This is a genomic window from Actinomycetota bacterium, from assembly GCA_035765775.1.
Classification (GTDB): Bacteria; Actinomycetota; CADDZG01; order JAHWKV01; family JAOPZY01; genus DASTWV01.
On record DASTWV010000043.1, the window covers coordinates 84,773 to 104,832 of the forward strand.

The window sequence follows — 20,060 nt, forward strand, 5'->3', positions numbered from 1 at the left end:
CTGGTTAGGGCTCGTCCGGACCGGCGCCCAGGGGGGCCGGCTCGGAGGTGGGCTGAGGGGCCGGCTCGGAGGCGGGCCCGGAGGTGGGCCCGGTGGTCACCCGGTCGAAGCGCATGGCCTCCATGAGCTCCTCGACGATCTCCTCGGTGCGCCCCGCCACCATGGCGGCGGCGACGCAGGTCTCGAGGTGGTTGCGCAGCACCAGGCGGCTGGCCCGCTCGAGCTGGCCCTGGACCGCCGAGAGCTGCTTCATGACGTCGGGGCAGTAGGCATCGTCCTCGACCATGCGCAGGACGGCGTCCAGATGGCCCCGGGCACTGCGCAGGCGGTTGACCACGGACCGCTGGTAGGACTCTTTCATGGCTGCAGTATACCCCACCCCCCCTGGGGTAGGGCTAGGGGTGGGACGGGGCCTCCGTGGTGGGCGTGGTCGTGGTGGTGGGTGTGCACCTCGGCGCCGTGGGAGTGGCTGTGCTCGTGGATCAGGTTGACCGCCAGCAGCAGGTCCCGGTCGCCCAGGATCTCCCCGGGCGGCCCCTCGGCCACGATGCGGTGCTCCTCGGAGAACACCACGCACCGGTCGGCGAGGGCATGGAGGCTCTCCAGGTCGTGGGTGGCCAGCACGATGGTCTTGCCCGCCTGGTTCAACTCCACGATGAGGTCCATGAGCCACTGCTGGGTGCGGGGGTCGAGCGCGGCGGTGGGTTCGTCGAAGAGCAGCACGGCGGGGTTCATGACCAGCACCGAGGCGATGGCCACCCGCTTCTTCTGGCCTCCGGAGAGCTGGTAGGGAGCCCGGTCGGCGATCCCGGCGAGGTCGAGCATCGCCAACGTGTCGTCCACCCGGGCCTCGACCTCCGCCGGGGGGAGGCCCATGTTCAGCGGGCCGAAGGCGATCTCCTCCCGGACCGTGGGCGAGAACACCTGGGCGTCGGAGTTCTGGAAGATGAACCCCACCCGGCCCCGGAAGGCCCGGTTGAACTGCTCGTCCTCCAGGGCCTCCTCGGTGACCGGGGCGCCGAAGGCCCGGTACGCCCCGGAGTCCGGGAAGATCAACCCGTCCAGGACCTTGAGCAGGGTGGACTTGCCGCACCCGTTGGCCCCGAGGAGGGCCACCTTCTCGCCCGGTTCAATGCCGAGGGTGACACCGTCCAGGGCGGTGAACCGGCCGAGGTAGGCGTAGTGGAGGTCGCGTACTGCGAGCAGCGTCACGCCCGTTAGCGCCCGAGTGCCCGGTCGAGGCCGAGGACCGCCGCCATGGTCACGAGGCAGGCGCCCATCCAGCACCACTCCCGGGCGGCCAGGCGGGAGCGCTGCAGCGTCCGGGTGTGGCCGGTGTAGCCCCGGCTGACCATCGCCTGGTAGACCTCCTCGGACAGGGACTGGGCCTTGCCGAAGAGCGCCCCCCCGGTGGCGGCGACGAAGGCCCGGCCCGCCCGGACGTCGGACTCGGCCCCCACCGTGCGGCTGCGCCGGGCGGTGTACATGTCCTCGACCGAGCCCAGCAGGTGGAAGACGTAGCGGTAGGACATCCCGATGACCTGGACGAACATCGGCGGCACCAGCAGTGCCCGGAGGGCGGCCATGAGCTTGGCCCACGGCGTGGTGAGGGTCAGCAGGACCACCAGCGAGATCGACACCGCCACCCGGGCAACGATGCGGGCGGCGGTCTGCAGCCCCGGGGCGGTGACGCCGATCTGGTGGCCGAACCACCACGACCCGAGGGGCACGACGATGTGGCCCTTCGTGATGATGTTCAGCGTTGCCGGGGCCACCACCACCCCGGTGAAGACCGGGATGAACAGCCAGACCCGCTTGACGAAGAACCCGATGCTGATCCGGGAGGCGGCCGCCGCGCCGAGAGCCAGGGCGTAGAGCCCGAGCAGGACCCAGGTGGAGTGCACCAGGCCGGCCACCACCAGCAGGCCGAGGAGGGTGACCAGCTTCACCCGGGCGTCCAGGCGTTGCAGGAGGCCGTCCCGGCCGGCCACCTCATCGCCGAAGAGGGCGGAGCGGAGCACGCCGGAGGCCCCCCGGAGCGTCTTCTCGACGAAGCTGCCCTTGGAGCGGGTCCCGATGCACCCGCACGGGCACAGGCCCACCTCGCCCCGGAGGAGCCAGGCCGGGGTCGTGGAGGACGCCGCCCGGGGCACTGGGAGGGACGCGGGGATGGATGCGGGGATGGATGCCCTCGGCTCCCGGCGGCGGAGGGCCCGGAGCGCCCGGAGCGCCCCGTAGCCGGCGGCCACCGCCGCTCCGATGGCGACGACGCCGGCCAGGGCGGACACCAGGTACCCCAGGGTCGGGTGGGCGGCGTGGGAATAGTCGTAGCCGCTGAAGAGGGCGTGGTGCCAGAACCCGGTGTAGCGGGCCAGGCCCGAGGGGAGCGCCGAGAGGTGGGCCTTGGCCAGGAACCCGGCGGTGTGGGGATTGTCCTCGCCGAATGCGCCGCCGGGGGCGAGGAGGCCGAGCGGGGACAGGGCCAGCATCGCCCCAAGGGGGATCAACGCATGCCGCCAGCGCAGGCGGCGGGCGAAGGCCTCCTCGGGCACGCCGGCGGCGGCGTCCGGGTGGTTGAGGCGCAGCAGCGGCAGATTCGCCCGCTGCAGGTAGGCGATCACCCCGAAGGTGAGGGCGAACTCCACCCCACCCGCCACGGTGAGATGGGCGAGCATCATGGCCGGGATCGTCTGGGCGAGGTGGTAGGGCGAGTAGAGCGGCGACCCCCCGGCGGTGTGGAAGAGCACGGGCTGCAGGCCCAGCTCGACGGAGGCGCACAGAGCCGCCGCCGAGATGCCCAGGTAGCCCCCGAGGGCGGCGGCGAACGCCCGGCGGGGCGAGGTCAGGCTGGCGCCCCGGCTGAGCGGCCGGTAGACGAGGTAGTAGCCCACCAGGGTCATGACGACGGCCATGTTGAAGGCGTTGACCGGGTAGGCCAGCACGCCGCCGTCGCCGAAGAAGAGGGCCTGGATGGCCAGGGCGGTGGCCACCGCGATGATGGCCGCCTCGGGCCCGAGAATCACCGCCACCAGGACGGTGCCCACGGCATGCGCCGTCGTCCCGTCCGGGATCGGGACGTTGAACATCATCACGAGGAAGCAGAACGCCGCCCCGATGGCCAGCAGCGGCACCGACCGGCTCTTGACGACCCGCCGCACCCCCCGGCCTGCCCGGTAGAAGACCGGGAGCATGGCCGCCCCGCCGACCGCGCAGGTCTCGGGGCTCAGGTAGCCGTCGGGGATGTGCATCGCCGGCCCAGGGTAGCGTTATTGCAAGCTGGTCGCAATACCGAGCTGGTGGCTATCCGGCCCACTCCAGGTCATGCCGGCGGGTGCGGCAGATGGCCGCGATCATGGCGTCGTTGACCCGATGGGTCTGCGGGACCTCCAGCCAGCTCCGTCCGCGGGGATGTCGAACTCAACCCCACCAAGTCCCTGGCAACACCAGATGAACTCTGTGAAGCGGTCAGGCCCCGGCTCGGCAACTGCCCGCGCCGGGGATGGCCCGCGCCGGGGAGTCGGCCCTACTCGTCGAAGACGCCGCCCTCGAAGACCCGGCTCTGGGTGATGTCCTCGGCCTCGATGGTCACCAGGTCGCCCTTGGTGAGGGTCCGGCCCCGGTCGGCCGCCTCGAAGAGCCGGATCGCCTGGCGCATGCGCAGCCGCTCGATGGCGTTGCGCACCGACCGCCCGTTGGCGAAGTTGGGCTGCTCCCGGCGGAGGGCCATGTACTGCTCGAAGGCCTGCTCGGCGTCCGGGCTGAACCGGTAGCGCTGGGTGCTCATCATCAGGCGGGCGATGCCCATCAGCTCGGGCAGCGAGTAGTCGGGAAACTCCAGGTGGTGGGCAATGCGGGAGGAGATGCCCGGGACGTCGCCGAAGAACCGGTCCATCTTGTCCTTGTAGCCGGCCATGATCACCACGAGGTCCTGGCGGTCGTTCTCCATGACCTGCAGGAGCATCTCGACGGTCTCCTGGCCGTAGTCCCGCTCGTTGTCCAGGCGGTAGATGTTGTAGGCCTCGTCGATGAAGAGCACGCCCCCCATGGCCCGCTTCAGCACCTCCCGGGTCTTCGGGGCGGTGTGGCCGACGTACTGGCCGACGAGGTCGTCGCGGCTGGCCACCACGATATGGCCCTTGCGCACGAAGCCCAGCTTCCACAGGATCTGGCCCATCTTCATGGCCACCGTGGTCTTGCCGGTCCCCGGGTTGCCGGTGAAGGACATGTGCAGCGTCGGCTGGTCAGACTCCAGGTTGAGGGTCCGTCGCAGGCGGTCGACCAGCAGCAGCGAGGCGATCTCCCGCACCCGCCGCTTAACGACGTCGAGGGCGACGAGCTCCCGGTCGAGGGCGTCGAGCACATCAAAAATGCGGGAGTCGGTGAAGAGCTTGCCGGCGTCGACCGCCAGGTCGTCGGGCAGTTCGGTGAGCGGGTCGCTGATCCCGGAGAGGTCCCAGACCTTCTCCACCTCGCCGTAGCGGGTGTAGTCCGGTGCCGCGGCTCCCGGTCCCATGGGCGGCGGTTCCGGCTTCTTGACTGCAGCCTTCAGCGGGGCGGAGCCTGTCGGCACCGGGGGCGCCGAATCCGGGTTGTCCTCCCGCAGGAGCTCACCCTCCAGATCGTCGTGGTCGCTCTCCCGCCCAGACCAGCCCAGGCCCTTGGTGGCCATGCGGACCGGGACCTCGGGAGCCGGTTCGTTGTCGCTGTCGCTCATGGTCGCTCCTTGGTTGGGCGGTACGACGGTGTAGGACCGCTACCGGACTGATACCCGGAAAGGATGCCCGGGCTTTCGGGCGAAACATCCGCGGGGGGTGGCGCCGGCGGGGAGGAGGTGCGCCCCCCCGCCGGCCACTTGCAACGGTTGTGGCTTAGTTGCCGTGGTACGACGACACGGACTCCCCGTAGCGTTCGCCGTGGGGCTTGTCGTTCGAGTACGACCGCAGCGTGTAGCGGATCACCCGGTCGTTGCTCTCCTCGCGCACCAGGTCGAACCCGGGCTCGTTCTCCGGCCGGTGCACGATGAACTGCAGGCCGGTGGTCTGCTTGGTCAGCTTCGGGTTGTAGAGCGTGACCCGGATGTAGTGGTTCGGGTACGCCTCCCGGCAGCGGTTGACCTCGAACAGGCCGGCGGCCGCGTCCTTGGCGTCGAAGTCCGGGAAGCCCCACATCTCCCAATAGACGTTGCGGGGGTGCGGGTCGTCGGTGAACTCGACGGCCACTGCCCAGCCGTTGTCGATGCCGTACTGGATCTGGGCCCTGATCTCGTCGTCGGTCAGCGCCGGCAGGTACGAGAAGGTGCCCTGCGTGATGTGCATTCGTCAGTCTCCTTACTCTCTTCCCGGTACCTACTAGCTCGAAGCGGTCGGCAGCGGCATGGCGTCGGGCACGTCGGTGGATTCGAACTCGAAGGTGACATCGCCCCACACGTCCAGGGCCGAAGCCAGCGCCCGGGAGTGGTTGGCCGCCTTCTTCAGGATCGCAGGCCCTTCCTTCATGTAGTCCCGGCCCTCATTGCGGGCCTGGATCATGGCCTCGACGGCGAGGCGGTTGGCCTCGGCGCCGGCTGCGATCCCCATCGGGTGACCGATGGTGCCGCCACCGAACTGCAGGACGACGTCCTCGCCCAGGTAGTGCAGCAGCTGGTGCATCTGGCCGGCGTGGATGCCACCGGAGGCCACCGGCATGACGCCCGGCATGTGGCACCAGTCCTGCTCGAAGTAGAAGCCGAGCTCGGGATCGACGGGGTTCAAGTCCTCCCGCAGCCGGTCGTAGTAGCCCTTGATCGCCCGGGGGTCACCCTCGAGCTTGCCGACGACGGTGCCGGCGTGGATGTGGTCGACGCCGAGGAGGCGGCACCAGGTGGAGACCACCCGGAAGTTGACGCCGTGGTTCTTCTGGCGGGTGTAGGTGGCGTGGCCGGCACGGTGGAGGTGCAGGATCATCGTGTTGTCCCGCGCCCACTTGGCCATCGACCCCATGGCGGTGAAGCCGATGGTGAGGTCGATCATGATGATGCAGGAGCCAACCTCTTTGGCAAATTCGGCTCGCTTGTACATCTCCTCCATGTTGGCGGAGGTCACGTTCAGGTAGTGGCCCTTGATCTCGCCGGTGGCCTCCTGGGCACGCTGCACGGCCTCCATGCAGTAAAGGTAGCGCTCACGCCACCGGTTGAAGGGCTGCGAGTTGATGTTCTCGTCGTCCTTGGTGAAGTCCAGGCCGCCGCGCAGGGCCTCGTACACCACCCGGCCGTAGTTGCGGGGCGACAGGCCGAGCTTCGGCTTGGTGGTGGCACCGAGGAGCGGGCGGCCGTACTTGTTGAGCATCTCCCGCTCGTTGATGATGCCGTGCGGGGGGCCCTGGAAGGTCTTGACGTACTCCTTGGGGATCCGCATGTCTTCGAGCCGGAGGGCCTTGAGGGCCTTGAACCCGAACACGTTGCCGATGATCGACGAGGTCAGGTTGGGGATCGAACCCTCCTCGAAGAGGTCCAGCTTGTAGGCGATGTAGGCGATGTACTGCTGCGGGGCGGTGTTGGGCACCGGCACCACCTTGTAGCACTTGCCCTGGTAGTTCTCGTGGGCAGTCAGGCGGTCGGTCCACACGACCGTCCAGGTGGCGGTGGAGGACTCACCGGCGACGGCAGCCCCCGCCTCCTCAGGATCGACGTGGTCCTGCGGGATGATGCGGAAGGCCGCGATGATGTCGGTCTCCTCGGGCTCGTAGTCCGGCCGCCAGTAGCCCATGGTCTTGTAGGGGATAACCCCTGCCAGCCAGCGCGGGCGTCCCTCCTTCACCTCTCCTGCCATAGCTCGCCTCCATCCCCGAACGGGGTCTCGGCGGGTCGGCCAGCCGGAGCCGGACGAACCCGAACGTGCGAATTTTTGCTCCTTAGTTGCGCATGATAGGCCGGCATGGGCGAGAGCACAATTGAATTTTCAGATCCTTCCATTAGATAATGGTCTAATGCACGACGGCACCGGCGACGGGAGTTGCAGGCGATGACGTTCTCCCAGCTCCGCACCTTCTTGGAGGTCGCCCGGCAGGGCTCGGTCCGGGGCGCCGCCGCCACACTGCTCATCACCGAGCCGTCGGTCTCGGCCGCCCTCGCCGCCCTGCGGGACGAGATGCAGGTACCCCTGGTCGAGCGCGAGGGCCGGGGCATCCGCCTCACCGCGGCGGGCAACGAACTCGCCCGCCACGCCGCCCAGATCCTGGGCCTGTCCGACCAGGCGGTGCGCCGGGTCCGTGAGGCCGCCGGGCAGGCGGCCCCGCTCAAGCTGGTGGCCGTCACGACGGCCAGCGAATATGTCCTCCCGCCGATCCTCAAGGTCTACCGGCAGGCCCACCCCGGCGTCCAGCTGCGGATGGAGGTGGGCAACCGGGCATCGGTCATCGACCGGCTGTCGGCGCGGGAGGCCGACCTCGGCTTCGGGGGCCGCCCGCCCGAGGGCCGGGGCCTCGTGGGTACCCCGTTCCTGAACAACGAGCTGATCGTTGTGGGCCCGGGCGACCACCCCCTGGCCGGGGAGCCCGCCTTCGAGCCCGCCCGCCTGTCCCGGGAAACCTGGCTGGTGCGCGAGCCGGGCTCGGGCACCCGGGAGACCACCGAGGAGTTCTGGGCGCAGTCCCAGTTCCAGGTGTCGTCGCTCATGACCCTGGGTTCGAACGGGGCGGTGAAGCAGTCGGCGGCTGCGGGCCTGGGGATCACACTCATCTCCCGGCATGCCGTGGCGGCGCAGCTGGCCAGCGGGTCGCTGCGGGCGCTCCCGGTCGAGGGGACCCCCCTGCGGCGGTCGTGGTACGTGCTCTACCCGGAGGACAACCCGCTCTCGGGCAGCGCCTCCCAGTTCCTGGACCTCGTGCAGTCGCCGGGCGTGAAGACGGCGGTGGACGACTGGTTCGGGGCCGCCGCCATCGCCCGGCCCTAAATTTTTCTTCGCGACCTTTCGTTTTTCTGCGGTTTTTGTCGGTGCGCCTCAGTTATCTGAGGGTATGAACGATGTTGATCGTAAGATAGCTCTTCTCGCCGAGCGCCAGCACGGCGTGGTGGAGCTCAAGCAGGTACTGGCCCTCGGGGCGAGCCGGGAGGAGGTCGAAGCCCGGCTGGGTCGCGGCCAGCTGGTGCAGATCTTCCCGCGGGCCTACCGGCTCGGGGCGGGCGAGCCTCCGTTCGAGCAGACCATGATGGCCGCCACCTTGGCAGCGGGCGGCGGGGCGGTGGCGTCCCATCGGGCCGCGGCCAACCTCCACGGGCTTCCCGGCATCGCCCGGTGGGCGGAGATCACCGTGCCCCACCAGCGCCGGGTGCGCCTTGAAGGCATCACCGCCTTCCGGGCGCGCAGGCTGCCGGAGGAGGACCGGGCTCTGGTGCAGGGAATCCCGGTGACCACCCCCGGACGGACGTTGCTGGACCTCGCGAGCCTTTTCCCTGTCGAGCGCCTCGGGCGCGCACTGGCCCACTGCTTGATCCACAAGCTGGTCACGCGGGCGGAACTGCAAGGCCGCACGGAATCCCCATTGCAAGGCCATGCCGGCATCCCGGCGGTGCGGACGTTGTTGGAAGCCTGGCCCGTCTCGGCCCGCCCAATCGGCAGTGAGTTTGAACTGGAGCTCTACCGGGCGCTGGATGAGGCAGGCATCGAGCGCCCCGAGCCGCAGTGCCGGGTGGTCCTCCCGGACGGGACGGTGCGCTTCATTGACTTCGGCTATCCCCGGATCCGTTTCGGCCTGGAGGCGGAGGGCTTCGTCTGGCACGGATCACGGCCGGCCTGGGAGCGGGACCGCGTGCGGCACAACGAACTCATCGCTGCCGGTTGGGACTACCTCACCATCACCTGGGGGCTGCTCCACGACCACCCGGACCAGGTAGCGGACCTGGTGCGGCGTTCGTTGGCGATCCGTTCGGGAAGCTAGTCCCGTACGGGAAAAGTTCTGGGGACATTTTTCCGGCAAAATGACGGCAAAACTTCCCCAGAACTTCCGACGAGCCCGAAAGCTACCGAGTGGCCGCCGCCCCCACGAGCTGGAAGACAATCAACAGCTGGGTGAGCGCCAGGCTCTCGCTCCGCTTGGTCTGGTTGGCATCGATGAAGACCCCGATGGCATCCCGGTTCAGCTCACCGTCCGGGTGCGCCATCTTGTCCCAGATGATCTCCTCGGCGGCGGCCGAGACCTCGGGGGGCACGGAGCCGTCGATCTCCAGCACGTCCACCGGCTTGCCCCGGTCCCGGGCGAGGTGGAAGCGGATCGGCTCGTAGCGCGGGGTGCGGGTCTCGGCGGCGATCTCGGCCAGGTAGGGGTGGGGCAGGGTCGGCCGGAGCGTCAGCTTCACGTTGTACTTGGTGGAGTCGTAGCTCAGGTCCCCGCCCGGCGGCATGAAGCGCACCACGATGTCGGCGTGCTCGCGCTGGGGCTCGATGAACTCCTTGGAGTCCGGCTCCCGGCGCTGCATGTCGGCGATGACCTCGTCGATGGTGTAATTGCGCTTCGAGGTGTCCCGCTTCACCTTCCAGGCGGCCCGCAGCTCCTGGGGCGGGTCGAGGAAGATCTTCACGTCGAAGCAGTCCCGCATCGGCTTGGTCGAGAAGCCCAGCAGGCCCTCGATCACGCAGATGTCGTTCGGCTCGAACAGCTCCGGGGCATCGAGCGTGCCGTGATGATGGTTGTAGACCGGCTTCAGGATCGGCTCGCCGATGGCCAGGAGCTGGAGGTGCTGCTCCATGATCTCCATGTAGTTGCAATCCGGGTGGAGCGGCGTGAGCTGGACGACCTTGCGGGCCTCCCGGTCGTAGCGGTGGTAGTCGTCGGTGCAGATGGCATTGACCCGGTGCCGGCCGAAGATGTTCTCGATGCCGGCGGTCAGGGTGGTCTTCCCGGCTGCGGAGTCCCCGACAACGCCCAGCATGATCGGCCGCCGGCCATTGCGGCCGCCGTTGGTTCCCCGAGAGTTGTGCAACCCGAAGGGGCTCATGGCCATCGCCTAGGTTCTCCTCCGCTCGACTCCGACTCGACCCGACTCGACCCAACCGGACCCCAGAAGGGGCTGCTGCACCAACGCCAACCTGCAACGGGGTATTAGGTCCCAAGGCTAGGGCGACCTGGGTTCGTGGCAATCCCCCGCCGTAGGTATGGTCCCGAGTATTCCCCGGTCACCTGGCGGGGTGATCCATGCAGGGTAACAACTTTGGGGTCCCCGATGCATCTCAGCGCAGTCCAAGGCGCCGAAGGGCCAGAACCGGTCACACTTGGGCATGAGAAGCCGCGGGAGCGGCTTCACCCCACAGGGTGAGACCGCCTCAACCTGGGGCCTGACATTGCCGGGGGGTCATCCTCCGGCTGGGCTTTGACCCTCCCTTTCACCCGGTGGTGGAATAGCGGCGCGGCGGCCCGACCGGCTACCGTATCGCCGGCCATGACCACGCTTGATGCCCACGCTGACGCCCCACCGACGCCCGACGAGGTGAACCGACCCCATGAACCCGACTCCATGACTCCCCGTAATTGGATTGTCCCGTCCGTGCTCAACGCCGACCCGGGGCGCCTCTACGACGAGGTGGCCCGCCTCGACGCCGCCGGCGTCGACGCCATCCAGTGGGACGTGATGGACGGCCACTTCGTCCCCAACCTGACCTTCGGTCCGGCGTTCATCAAGGCGTGCCGGGCGGCCAGCAGCGTGCCGTTCGAGGCCCACCTGATGATCGAGGCGCCCGAGCGCTGGATCGGCGAGTACGTGGAGGCCGGCTGCGAGACCGTGATCGTCCAGGTGGAGGCCAGCGTCCACCTGCACCGCACCCTGCAGGAGATCCGCCGCATGGGGGCCAAATCGGGCGTCGCCCTGAACCCGCACACCCCGTTGGAGTCGATCCGCTACGTGCTGGACTCCATCGACCACCTGCTGGTGATGACGGTGAACCCGGGCTTCGGCGGGCAGGCCTACATCGCCGAGATGGAGCCCAAGATCGCCGACGCCCGGGCGATGATCGACGCCACCGGGCGGGACATCCCGCTCGAGGTGGACGGCGGCATCGCACCCCCGACGATCGGCGCGGCAGGGGCGGCCGGGGCGGACATGTTCGTGGTGGGCTCGGCCCTCTTCCGCCACCCCGACGGCATCGCCGCGTGTGTGGCAGAGTGCCGCGCGAACCTGGCGGCGGCGCTGGAGGACGCCGGCCCTGTTGCCCCGCTGGCCGCGGGCGGTGGAGCCGAAGACGGGAGCGCCAGAGAGAAAGTGAGCGACCGATGAGCCCGACCGAAACCCTGTCCAAAATCATCTCGCCACCGGCCTACGGCAGCGAGGCGGAGCTCCTCGCCATCGACACGATCCGCACGCTGGCCGCCGACGCCGTGCAGGCCGCCAACTCGGGCCACCCGGGCGCCCCGATGGGCCTCGCCCCCGCCGCCTACGTGCTGTGGACCCGGTTCCTGCGCCACAACCCGGCCAATCCCGGGTGGGCCAACCGGGACCGCTTCGTGCTCTCCTGCGGCCACGCCTCGATGCTGCTGTACTCGCTGCTCTACCTGACCGGCTACGGGCTCGAGCTCGAGGACATCAAGAATTTCCGGCAGCGGGGATCGCTGACCCCCGGGCACCCGGAGTACCGCCACACCAAGGGCGTCGAGACCACCACCGGCCCCCTCGGGGCGGGCTTCGCCACCGGGGTCGGCATGGCGATCGCCGAGCGGATCCTGGCCGATCGGTTCAACAAGCCGGGCTTCAGCGTGGTCAACCACTTCACCTACGCCTTCTGCTCGGACGGCGACGTCATGGAGGGCGTGTCGCACGAGGCCGCCTCGCTGGCCGGGCACCTGCGCCTGGGCAAGCTCATCTACCTGTACGACGCCAACGAGATCACCATCGACGGCCCCACGTCGCTGGCGTTCACCGAGGACGTCGGCCGGCGCTTCGAGGCCTACCAGTGGCACGTGCAGCACGTCTATGACGGCAACGACCTCGACGCCCTGACGACCGCCTACGAGGCGGCGCAGGCCGACCCCCGGCCATCGATCATCGTCACCCGCACCCACATCGGCTACGGCGCCCCCACACGCCAGGACTCCGAGCTGGCCCATGGCCAGGCCCTGGGCGAGGACGAGGTCCGGGGGACCAAGATCCGCTACGGCTGGGACCCGGACAAGAAGTTCTTCGTGCCCGACGAGGCCCTCGCCACCTGGCGGAAGGCCCTGGACCGGGGCACGGAGGTCGAGGGGACCTGGACCTACCTCATGGACCGCTACCGGGCGGAGTTTCCCGAGGACGCCGCCGAGCTGGAACGGGTCCTGGAGGGCCGGCTGCCCGAGGGCTGGGACGCCGACCTGCCGACGGTCGGCCCCGAGAAGGCCCTGGCCACCCGGGTCTCGTCGAACATGGCGATCAACGCCGCCGCCGGCAGGCTGCCCGAGCTGATCGGTGGCTCGGCCGACCTCACCGGGTCCAACGGCACCGAGATCAAAGGCGGCGGGGTGCTCGGTCCCGAGGCCGGCGGCCGCAACATCCACTACGGGGTGCGGGAGCACGCCATGGGGTCGATCCTGAACGGGATGGCGCTGCACGGCGGCGTGCGTCCCTTCGGCGGCACGTTCCTCATCTTCTCGGACTACATGCGCCCCGCGGTCCGCCTAGCGGCGCTCATGGCGATCCCCAGCATCTTCGTGTACTCGCACGACTCGATCGGCCAGGGCGAGGACGGCCCGACCCACCAGCCGGTGGAGCACCTCGCCAGCTTGCGGGCGATGCCCGGGCTGTGCGTGATCCGGCCGGCGGACGCCAACGAGGCGGTCGAGGCCTGGCGGGTGACGCTCAGCCAGCGCAGCGAGCCGGTGGCGCTCGTCCTCACCCGGCAGAACGTCCCCACCCTGGACCGGACCCGGCTGGCGCCGGCGGCCGGTCTGGCGAAGGGCGCCTACGTGCTGTCGGACCCGCCGGCGGCCAACGGCGGGTCGCCCGACCCGGACCTGATCCTCATCGGCACCGGCTCCGAGGTGTTCCTCTGTGTCGAGGCGGCCGACCGTCTCACGGCCGAGGGAGTTCGCACCCGGGTGGTCAGCATGCCGTCGTGGGAGCTCTTCGAGCGCCAGCCGCAGAGCTACCGGGACGAGGTGCTGCCCCCGGCCGTCCGGGCCCGCCTCTCGGTGGAGTGCCTGTCGACCTTCGGGTGGGAGCGCTACGTCGGGGAGGCTGGCGGCTCGCTCGGCCTCGACCACTTCGGCGCCTCGGCACCCGGGGGCACGCTGCTGGCGGAATTCGGCTTCACGGTGGACAACGTGGTGGCGCACGCCCGAGCAGTTCTGGAGAAGCAGGGGAGGGCGGCCGCTCCCCTGCCGACTCCGTAGCGCCCATGAGAGCCCGGTAACGGCTCTCTAACCGGACGGAGCGCCCTCCACCAATTTCGAGCAGCTTCCAAATAGGAAAACACGGGTAAGCGAGCGGACTCGGGGAGCAGCAGAGTCGGTCCTCGACGGGGGACCGGGGTGGAGGGAGGCTGGCGCATGGCGGAAGAAGGCACGTCGCTGTCGGTGGGGGTGCCCAAGGAGTCCTACCCAGGGGAGCGTCGGGTCGCTTTGACGCCGCCGGCGCTCCCCGCCCTGACCAAAGCCGGGCTGCGCATCGTCGTCGAGAGCGGTGCGGGCGCCCAGGCCGGGTTCTCCGATGACGCCTACCAGAAGGCCGGTGCGACCGTCGGTACGCGCTCGGACGCCTTCGGGGCCGACATCGTCGCCCAGGTCCGTACCTTCACCGCCAACCCGGTGGCGGGCCGGGCCGACCTCGACCTGATGCGCCCGGGGCAGATCATCCTCGGGCTGGCCAACCCGCTGGCCGCCGCCGAGCTGGTGCCCGAGTTGGCCGCCCGCAAGGTGACCGCCTTCGCCATGGAGCTGATCCCCCGGACCACCCGGGCGCAGGCCATGGACGTCCTGTCCTCGCAGGCCAACATCGGCGGCTACAAAGCGGTCATCCAGGCGGCCGGGCACCTGCCCAAGATGATGCCCATGATGACCACGGCGGCCGGGACGGTCCCCCCCGCCAAGGTGTTCGTGCTCGGCGTGGGCGTCGCCGGCCTGCAGGCCATCGCCACCGCCAAGCGCCTGGGGGCGGTGGTGCAGGCCTTCGACGTGCGCCCGGAGACCGCCGAGCAGGTGGAGAGCCTGGGGGCCAAGTTCGTCAAGGTCGAGCTGGAGGCCGCCCAGGGCGCCGGCGGCTACGCCGCCCAGCAGAGCGAGGAATTCCTGCGCAAGCAGCGGGAGGTGCTCTCAGGGGTGATCGCCGCCAGCGACGTCGTCATCACGACAGCCCAGGTGCCGGGCAAGAAGGCCCCGGTGCTGGTCACCGAGGAGATGGTCAAGGGGATGGCACCGGGCTCGGTGATCATCGACATGGCTGCCGGCCAGGGTGGCAACGTCGCCGGGTCACAGCCCGACCAGGTGGTGGACATCGACGGCGTGATCATCGACGGCCCGACCAACCTGCCGGGCACCATCCCGGTCCACGCCTCGATGACCTTCGCCAAGAACGTCACCAACTTCCTCTTCAACATGTACGACAAGAAGGCGGGCACGCTCCGGCTCGATGCCGGCGACGACATCATCGAGGGGTCGATGATCGCCCGGAACGGTGACGTGGTGCATCCCCGGGTCCGGCAGGCCGCCGGGCTCGACGCCAGCGAAGGAGGGGCCAAGTAGATGGCAAGCCAGCTCTCGACCTACCTGTTCGTCTTCGTCCTGGGGACGTTCATCGGCCTGGACGTCATCAAGCGGGTCAGCCCGCTGCTGCACACCCCGCTGATGTCGCTGACCAACGCCATCGCCGCCATCGCCGTCGTGGGCGCCATCCTGCTGGCGGGGCGCACCGGCAGCAAGGTGGCCACCGTCCTGGGCACCGCCGCCATCGTCGCCTCGATGGCCAACGTCGTCGGTGGGTTCTGGATCACCGACCGGATGCTGAAGATGTTCAAGACCAAGGCCGCCCCGGCCAAGAGTGAAGCCAAGAGTGCGGTCGAGAGTGCGGAAGGCGGGGCGAAGTAGATGAGCGCCGCCACCCGAGCCCAGATCATCGACTACTCCTACATCGTCGCCGTCATCTGCTTCATCTACTCGCTGAAGTGGATGAACAAGCCGGCCACCGCCATCAAGGGCAACCGGATCGGCGAGTTCGGCATGGCCCTCGCCATCGCCGCCACGCTGATCAGCCACGACATCCACTCGTTCACCTGGATCATCGTCGGCCTGGTCATCGGGGCCCTCGCCGGCATCCCGCTGGCGGTCCTGACCCCGATGAAGGACGTTCCGCAGCAGATCGCCTTCATGCGGGCGTGCGGGGGCCTGGCGGCCGCCCTGGTGGGGACCGCCGAGTTCTACCTGCAGGAGAGCGGGATCATTCACTCGCACTTCAACATGGGCGCCCTGTGCGCCGAGGTGATCCTGGGCTACCTGACCTTCACCGGGAGCCTGGTCGCCTCCGGCAAGCTGCAGCAGATCCTCCCCCAGAAACCCGTCCTCTACAAAGGCCACAACGCGGTCAACGGCATCGTGCTTGCCGCCGCCCTCATCGCTGCGGTGTACCTCAACTTCGAGCCCACCAAAACCGGGGTCTTCGCCGTCATGATCGTGGTGCCGATGATCTTCGGCGTCCTGCTGATCATCGCCATCGGCGGGGCCGACATGCCGACGGTCATCGCCCTGCTGAACGCCTACGGCGGGCTGTCGTCGGCCATGATGGGCTTCGTCCTGGCCAACAAGCTGCTGATCGTCGCCGGGGCGCTCGACGGCTCCTCCGGCCTCATCCTGTCGATCATCATGTGCAAGGCCATGAACCGCTCGTTCACCAACGTGCTGTTCGGGGGCTTCGGGGCGGTGGCATCCAAGGGCGGCGCTGCCGAGGAGCGCAACTACCGCAGCGCCTCGGCCGAGGAGGCGGCCTCGATCCTGGACGCGGCGGCGACGGTGGTCGTCGTGCCCGGGTACGGCATGGCGGTGGCCCAGGCCCAGCACAAGGTTCGGGAGCTGTACGACACCCTCACCAAGGCGGGCACCGATGTGAAGTTCGCCATCCACCCGGTGGCCGGACGGATGCCGGGCCACATGAACGTCATCCTGGCCGACGCCAACGTCCCCTACGAAGCCCTGGTGGAAATGGACGACATCAACGGCGAGTTCCCCCAGACCGACGTGGTGCTGGTGATCGGGGCCAACGACGTGGTCAACCCGGCGGCCAAGACCGACGAGACCTCGCCGATCTACGGCATGCCGATCCTGGATGTGGACCGGGCGCGCAACGTCATGGTGATCAAGCGCTCGATGAGCCCGGGCTTCGCCGGGATCGACAACGACCTGTTCTACCTGGACAAGACCCTGATGCTGTTCGGCGACGCCAAGTCGTTCACCGCCGACATCGTGAAGGAGATCGCGGCCGCCAAGGCAGGCGTCTAGGAGCGGGCAGGGACCGGTGGCCGGTCCTCCCCGGTCGACGTTTCGGAAAGGCCTCTAGGGGTCGGAGTCAGGCCCGGGTGCGGGCGCGTGCTCCGGGTTCGGCCCCTGGGGGTAGGGCTCCGGCCATACGTAGTCGGGGGCGGAGCTGGGCGGCACCGGCGATGGCGGGCCGGGTGCCCCCGGTGCACGCCCGGGAGAGCCGTAGCCGGGAGGGTACTGGTAGCCGCCCGGGTAGCCGTAGCCCGGGTGGGCGGCCCCCTGCGCCTGCCTCACTTTGCCCCGCTTCACCGCGGTATGGATGATCACGAGCAGGCCGATGACCAGCGCCAGAACCCCGAGCCCCAGGGCACTGATGACGGCCCCTACCAGGAGCGGGGCGACGCTGCGCCCGACCGCCAGGCCCCCGGTCCCCACCGAAGCCGAGGTGATCTGAAAATCGCCGCCCGGCTTGGGGATTCTGAAGGCGGCGATCCCCTCCCCGTTGTGGCCGTCGATCTTGTAGGCGACGAAGGCCCGGCCCCAGGACCCGCCGTAGCGGCCAATCGTCACCCGCTGCGTGCCTCCGGAGGGCACCAGGGAGACGGTGACCAGCGGCACGTGGTCGGGAACCCCGCTGCCTTCGTAGTAGATGACGTAGCCACCCGGGTCGAGGGTGAGCAGCTCGGTGCCGGTGAGTGGCATCCGCTGGAAGTTATCGATGCGCCGGACGTAGACCCTCAGGACGGCTGCACCCACCAGGCCGGCGCCGAGCAGCCCGACCGCGATGACCACCCCGCCGATCCAGTAGCCGGCTTTCGAAGGCCCCGCCGGGGGCGTGCTCATGCCCTAAGTAACTCGCAGAGCTAGGGATCTGTCAAGCTCAGGCTGGTTGGTACGGGTAAGGATATTCGCCGGGGGGAGGGTATGCCCGCCGGGCGCGCCGGCGGCGGGCGAAGGTGGCGATGATCAGGACCACGCCGAGGACGAAGCCCACCAACCCAATGAACACTGCCCCCAGGACGGTGAAGGCCAAGCGGGGGCCGATGGTCTTGCCCACCGCCAGCGTGGCGCACGAGGACGGGGCATCGGTGCACACCGACGCCACGTGGTAGGTCCCGGGCGCAGGGGCGGAGAAGGTGTCGGCGGCGTCGCCCGAGAACTGATCGACGTTGTAGGTCAGGGTCGTGCGCCGCCCGTTCTGCAGCGTCCCGTAGCGGGCGAGCGGCAGGGGCGCTGTCCCCCCGGGCGCCGTCACGGTGGCCGAGAGGCCCAGATCGGCGGGGAACAGGGGCGATTCGTTGTACAGCACGTAGTTCCCGGCCGCGGTGAGGTGGACGTCACCCCCGCCGTTGGCCGGCACCCGCTGGAATGCCTTGACGTCGGTGCGGAACTGGGCCAGCCCGGCGACCACCCACAGTCCGGCCCCGATGCCCCCGGCCACGATCACCAGGAGACCAACCAGGTACCCCCAGCGGGTCGGGCGCATCGCAGCGTCGGCTACACCATCTCCACCAGGTGGCGCAGGACGTGGTACTGGGTGGCCTGCGCCTCCTGGATGCGGGGGATGTACTCGAAGTCGATGGTGACGCAGTGGTCCACCAGCTTGCGGGCGACCATCGGGCCACCGCCGTAGCCGGCCAGCCCGAAGGTGGTCATCTTGCGCCGCCGGGCCTCCTCGAGGGCGGCCAGGACGTTGCGCGAGCCACCCGAGGTGGAAACGGCGAAGGCGATGTCGCCCGGCTGCCCGAAGGCGATCACCTGGCGGGCGTAGATGTTGTCGTAGCCGACGTCGTTGCCCACCGCGGTCACCACGGCCTCCTCGTTGGTCAGCGAGAGGGCCGGCCGGGGGCGCATGCCGGGAGGCGGGGCCATGAGGTCGGTGACGAAGTCCTGGGCGTCGGTGGCCGAGCCGCCGTTGCCGAAGGCGAGGAGCTTGCCGCCGGCGCCGAACTGGCGAGCCAGGAGGCGAGCACCGTCCACCAGCTGGTCGGGCTTGGCCACCCGGATCGAGATCACGTCCTCGGCCTTCTGCTGGATGGAGCCCTGCACCTCGGCCAGCACGGCGTCGAGGTTGGTCTCGGCCTCGGCCAGGAACGGGTACAGGAAGCTGGACGCCCCCGAGTCGTGCACCGGGCCGGCGTCCCGGCCCTTCAGCAAGCCCTTGTGCTCGAAGAACACGTGCACCAGCTCCCAGAGCATGTGGTAGCCGGTCTCGTGCACCTCCTGGACCACGAAGGGGTCGGGGTCCTCGCAGCTGAACAGCCAGTCGGCCTCCCAGGACCGCTGCCGGGACGTCGGCCCGGTCAGGGCGATGGTCATGATCCCCTTGGCGGCCGCCTGCTTGATCCCGGCCGCGATGGCGGGGCCGCTGGCGTCGTCGGGCGCCAGCGCCAGGCCGATGGCGATGTCGTCGGGCCGCCCGAGGACGTCGATCTGCCGGGCGAACACCGAGGAGGAGTCCTCGGCGGCCAGGCCGAGGGCGGTCGGGCCATCGTTCGGCAGGGCGATGGCGGGCAGGGCACGCTTGCCGACGATGACCGGGTGGACGAACTCCACCGAGATGTGCGAGGCGTCGGTGGCCGCCGGGCCCATGCCGAAGGCCAGGATGCGCCCGCCCCGGGCGAAGCGTTCCGCCATCTCGTGGCACGCCCGGGCGAGCCGGGGAGCTTCGGCGGCGAACTGCGCCCGGACGACGGATGCCCGGTGCTGGTACTGGTCGATCACAAAGTCTTCCAGCTGCGCCATGCTGCTGCCCCCGTTCGGCCGGTGAACCCCCAACCACCTTAGCGCGGCGTATGCCCGGGCCTCGGGCGGCATGGGGCTCGCCAGTCTTGGGCGGTTACAGTGCGAACGGGCGGTTGGCAGCCGAGTGAAAAGGGTGACGTGATGACCACCGTGCGCAGCGAGACCATTGCCATCCCCGGCCGGGGTGAGTTCACCGCCCACACCGTGGTGCCCGATGCCGGTTCCGGTCCGGGTCTGCTCATCATCCAGGAGATCTTCGGCGTCAGCCCCTACATCAAAGATGTGTGCGACCGGGTGGCCGCCCTTGGTTACGTCGCCATGGCGCCGGACCTGTACTGGCGCATCACGCCCGGCGTCTCGATCGACGAGCAGGACCCCGACGCCCTCCAGCGGGCCATGGGGTACGGCGGCCGGCTGGACTTCGAGGGCGCAGTCGGCGACGCCGTGGCCTCGCTCAAGCACCTGAAGGCGTTGCCGGAGGTGCAGGCCGGGGGAGGCAAGGCCGGGGTCATGGGCTTCTGCCTCGGGGGCGGGATCAGCTACCGGGTTGCGGCGGCGGCCGACCCAGCCTGTGCCATCTCCTACTACGGCTCGGCGGTGCCCGATGCGCTCGGGGTCGCCGGCGACATCCACTGCCCGATCCTGTTCCACTTCGGTCTGGAGGACAACTACCTCACCGTGGGGCGCCAGGCGGCGGTCCGGGAGGCTTTCGCCGGCAACGCCCTGGCCGAATTCCACGACCATGAAGGAGCCGGGCACGCTTTCGACAACCACAACTCGCCGAGGTTCTCCCACCCGCGGGCCGCCGCCGAGGCGTGGGAGCAGACCAAGGACTTCCTCCGCCAGAAGCTGCCGGTCTGATCGGGCCCGGACTGCGGCCGGACTGCGGGCCGCAGCCCCCATCATTCGGGGGA

At 69.5% G+C, this 20,060-nt stretch carries 18 protein-coding genes; 8 read left to right on the top strand and 10 right to left on the bottom strand.

All coding sequences use genetic code 11. The annotated features are described in order from the left end of the window. Positions 1–4: 4 nt before the first annotated feature. The 6 genes from VFW71_09790 to VFW71_09815 form a co-directional block, all read right to left on the bottom strand. Complete coding sequence (locus tag VFW71_09790) at positions 5–361, bottom strand: metal-sensitive transcriptional regulator (GenBank protein HEU5003054.1); 357 nt, start codon at positions 359–361, stop codon at positions 5–7. After that, the gene (locus VFW71_09795; GenBank protein ID HEU5003055.1) at positions 358–1,212 is read right to left on the bottom strand and encodes an ABC transporter ATP-binding protein; all 855 of its coding nucleotides are present in this window, start codon (positions 1,210–1,212) and stop codon (positions 358–360) included. Before VFW71_09795 ends, VFW71_09790 begins: the two co-directional genes overlap by 4 nt. A gap of 5 nt (positions 1,213–1,217) precedes the next feature. After that, positions 1,218–3,248 carry a cobalt transporter CbiM gene (cbiM, locus tag VFW71_09800; protein ID HEU5003056.1) on the bottom strand — a complete coding sequence of 677 codons (2,031 nt, stop codon included), beginning with the start codon at positions 3,246–3,248 and terminating at the stop codon, positions 1,218–1,220. A gap of 275 nt (positions 3,249–3,523) precedes the next feature. Continuing rightward, positions 3,524–4,420 (bottom strand): AAA family ATPase, encoded by an 897-nt coding sequence (locus VFW71_09805; GenBank protein ID HEU5003057.1) that lies wholly within the window; start codon positions 4,418–4,420, stop codon positions 3,524–3,526. A 448-nt stretch (positions 4,421–4,868) separates the two neighbouring features. Beyond that, the gene (locus VFW71_09810) at positions 4,869–5,315 is read right to left on the bottom strand and encodes a ribulose bisphosphate carboxylase small subunit (protein HEU5003058.1); all 447 of its coding nucleotides are present in this window, start codon (positions 5,313–5,315) and stop codon (positions 4,869–4,871) included. 33 nt (positions 5,316–5,348) lie between these two features. Next, a complete protein-coding gene (locus tag VFW71_09815; GenBank protein HEU5003059.1) occupies positions 5,349–6,806 on the bottom strand; it encodes a ribulose-bisphosphate carboxylase large subunit in 1,458 nt (485 codons plus the stop codon). Between the two features lie 192 nt (positions 6,807–6,998). Here VFW71_09815 and VFW71_09820 point away from each other — a divergent pair, with 192 nt between their 5' ends. Together VFW71_09820 and VFW71_09825 are read left to right on the top strand one after the other, a co-directional pair. Further along, positions 6,999–7,928, top strand: a complete 930-nt coding sequence (locus VFW71_09820) for a LysR substrate-binding domain-containing protein (protein HEU5003060.1) — start codon at positions 6,999–7,001, stop codon at positions 7,926–7,928. 64 nt (positions 7,929–7,992) lie between these two features. Beyond that, positions 7,993–8,913, top strand: a complete 921-nt coding sequence (locus tag VFW71_09825) for a hypothetical protein (protein ID HEU5003061.1) — start codon at positions 7,993–7,995, stop codon at positions 8,911–8,913. Between the two features lie 82 nt (positions 8,914–8,995). On the opposite strand, the gene VFW71_09830 is transcribed toward VFW71_09825, so the two are convergent. Continuing rightward, positions 8,996–9,970 (bottom strand): phosphoribulokinase, encoded by a 975-nt coding sequence (locus VFW71_09830; protein ID HEU5003062.1) that lies wholly within the window; start codon positions 9,968–9,970, stop codon positions 8,996–8,998. Between the two features lie 516 nt (positions 9,971–10,486). Here VFW71_09830 and rpe point away from each other — a divergent pair. The 5 genes from rpe to VFW71_09855 all read left to right on the top strand — a co-directional run bounded on the left by rpe (position 10,487) and on the right by VFW71_09855 (position 16,422). Continuing rightward, entirely contained in the window at positions 10,487–11,242 is a 756-nt protein-coding gene (gene rpe / locus VFW71_09835) for a ribulose-phosphate 3-epimerase (GenBank protein HEU5003063.1), read from the top strand. Further along, on the top strand, positions 11,239–13,329 hold the full coding sequence (tkt, locus tag VFW71_09840) for a transketolase (protein ID HEU5003064.1): 2,091 nt from the start codon (positions 11,239–11,241) through the stop codon (positions 13,327–13,329). Before rpe ends, tkt begins: the two co-directional genes overlap by 4 nt. 156 nt (positions 13,330–13,485) lie before the next feature. Continuing rightward, positions 13,486–14,676 carry a Re/Si-specific NAD(P)(+) transhydrogenase subunit alpha gene (locus VFW71_09845; GenBank protein ID HEU5003065.1) on the top strand — a complete coding sequence of 397 codons (1,191 nt, stop codon included), beginning with the start codon at positions 13,486–13,488 and terminating at the stop codon, positions 14,674–14,676. Then, complete coding sequence (locus tag VFW71_09850) at positions 14,677–15,018, top strand: NAD(P) transhydrogenase subunit alpha (GenBank protein HEU5003066.1); 342 nt, start codon at positions 14,677–14,679, stop codon at positions 15,016–15,018. Continuing rightward, positions 15,019–16,422, top strand: a complete 1,404-nt coding sequence (locus VFW71_09855) for an NAD(P)(+) transhydrogenase (Re/Si-specific) subunit beta (GenBank protein HEU5003067.1) — start codon at positions 15,019–15,021, stop codon at positions 16,420–16,422. 54 nt (positions 16,423–16,476) lie between these two features. Here the strand turns inward: VFW71_09855 and VFW71_09860 are convergent, their stop codons facing one another. Genes VFW71_09860 through VFW71_09870 form a run of 3 tightly spaced genes read right to left on the bottom strand, consistent with a single transcriptional unit; the run spans position 16,477 to position 19,146 of the window. After that, a complete protein-coding gene (locus tag VFW71_09860; GenBank protein ID HEU5003068.1) occupies positions 16,477–17,244 on the bottom strand; it encodes a hypothetical protein in 768 nt (255 codons plus the stop codon). Positions 17,245–17,281: 37 nt separating this feature from the next. Next, complete coding sequence (locus VFW71_09865; GenBank protein ID HEU5003069.1) at positions 17,282–17,887, bottom strand: hypothetical protein; 606 nt, start codon at positions 17,885–17,887, stop codon at positions 17,282–17,284. A gap of 11 nt (positions 17,888–17,898) precedes the next feature. Then, entirely contained in the window at positions 17,899–19,146 is a 1,248-nt protein-coding gene (locus tag VFW71_09870; GenBank protein HEU5003070.1) for an SIS domain-containing protein, read from the bottom strand. A 141-nt stretch (positions 19,147–19,287) separates the two neighbouring features. Here VFW71_09870 and VFW71_09875 point away from each other — a divergent pair, with 141 nt between their 5' ends. Then, positions 19,288–20,007: a dienelactone hydrolase family protein gene (locus tag VFW71_09875; protein ID HEU5003071.1), complete on the top strand. Its 720-nt coding sequence runs from the start codon at positions 19,288–19,290 to the stop codon at positions 20,005–20,007. Positions 20,008–20,060 lie beyond the last annotated feature (53 nt).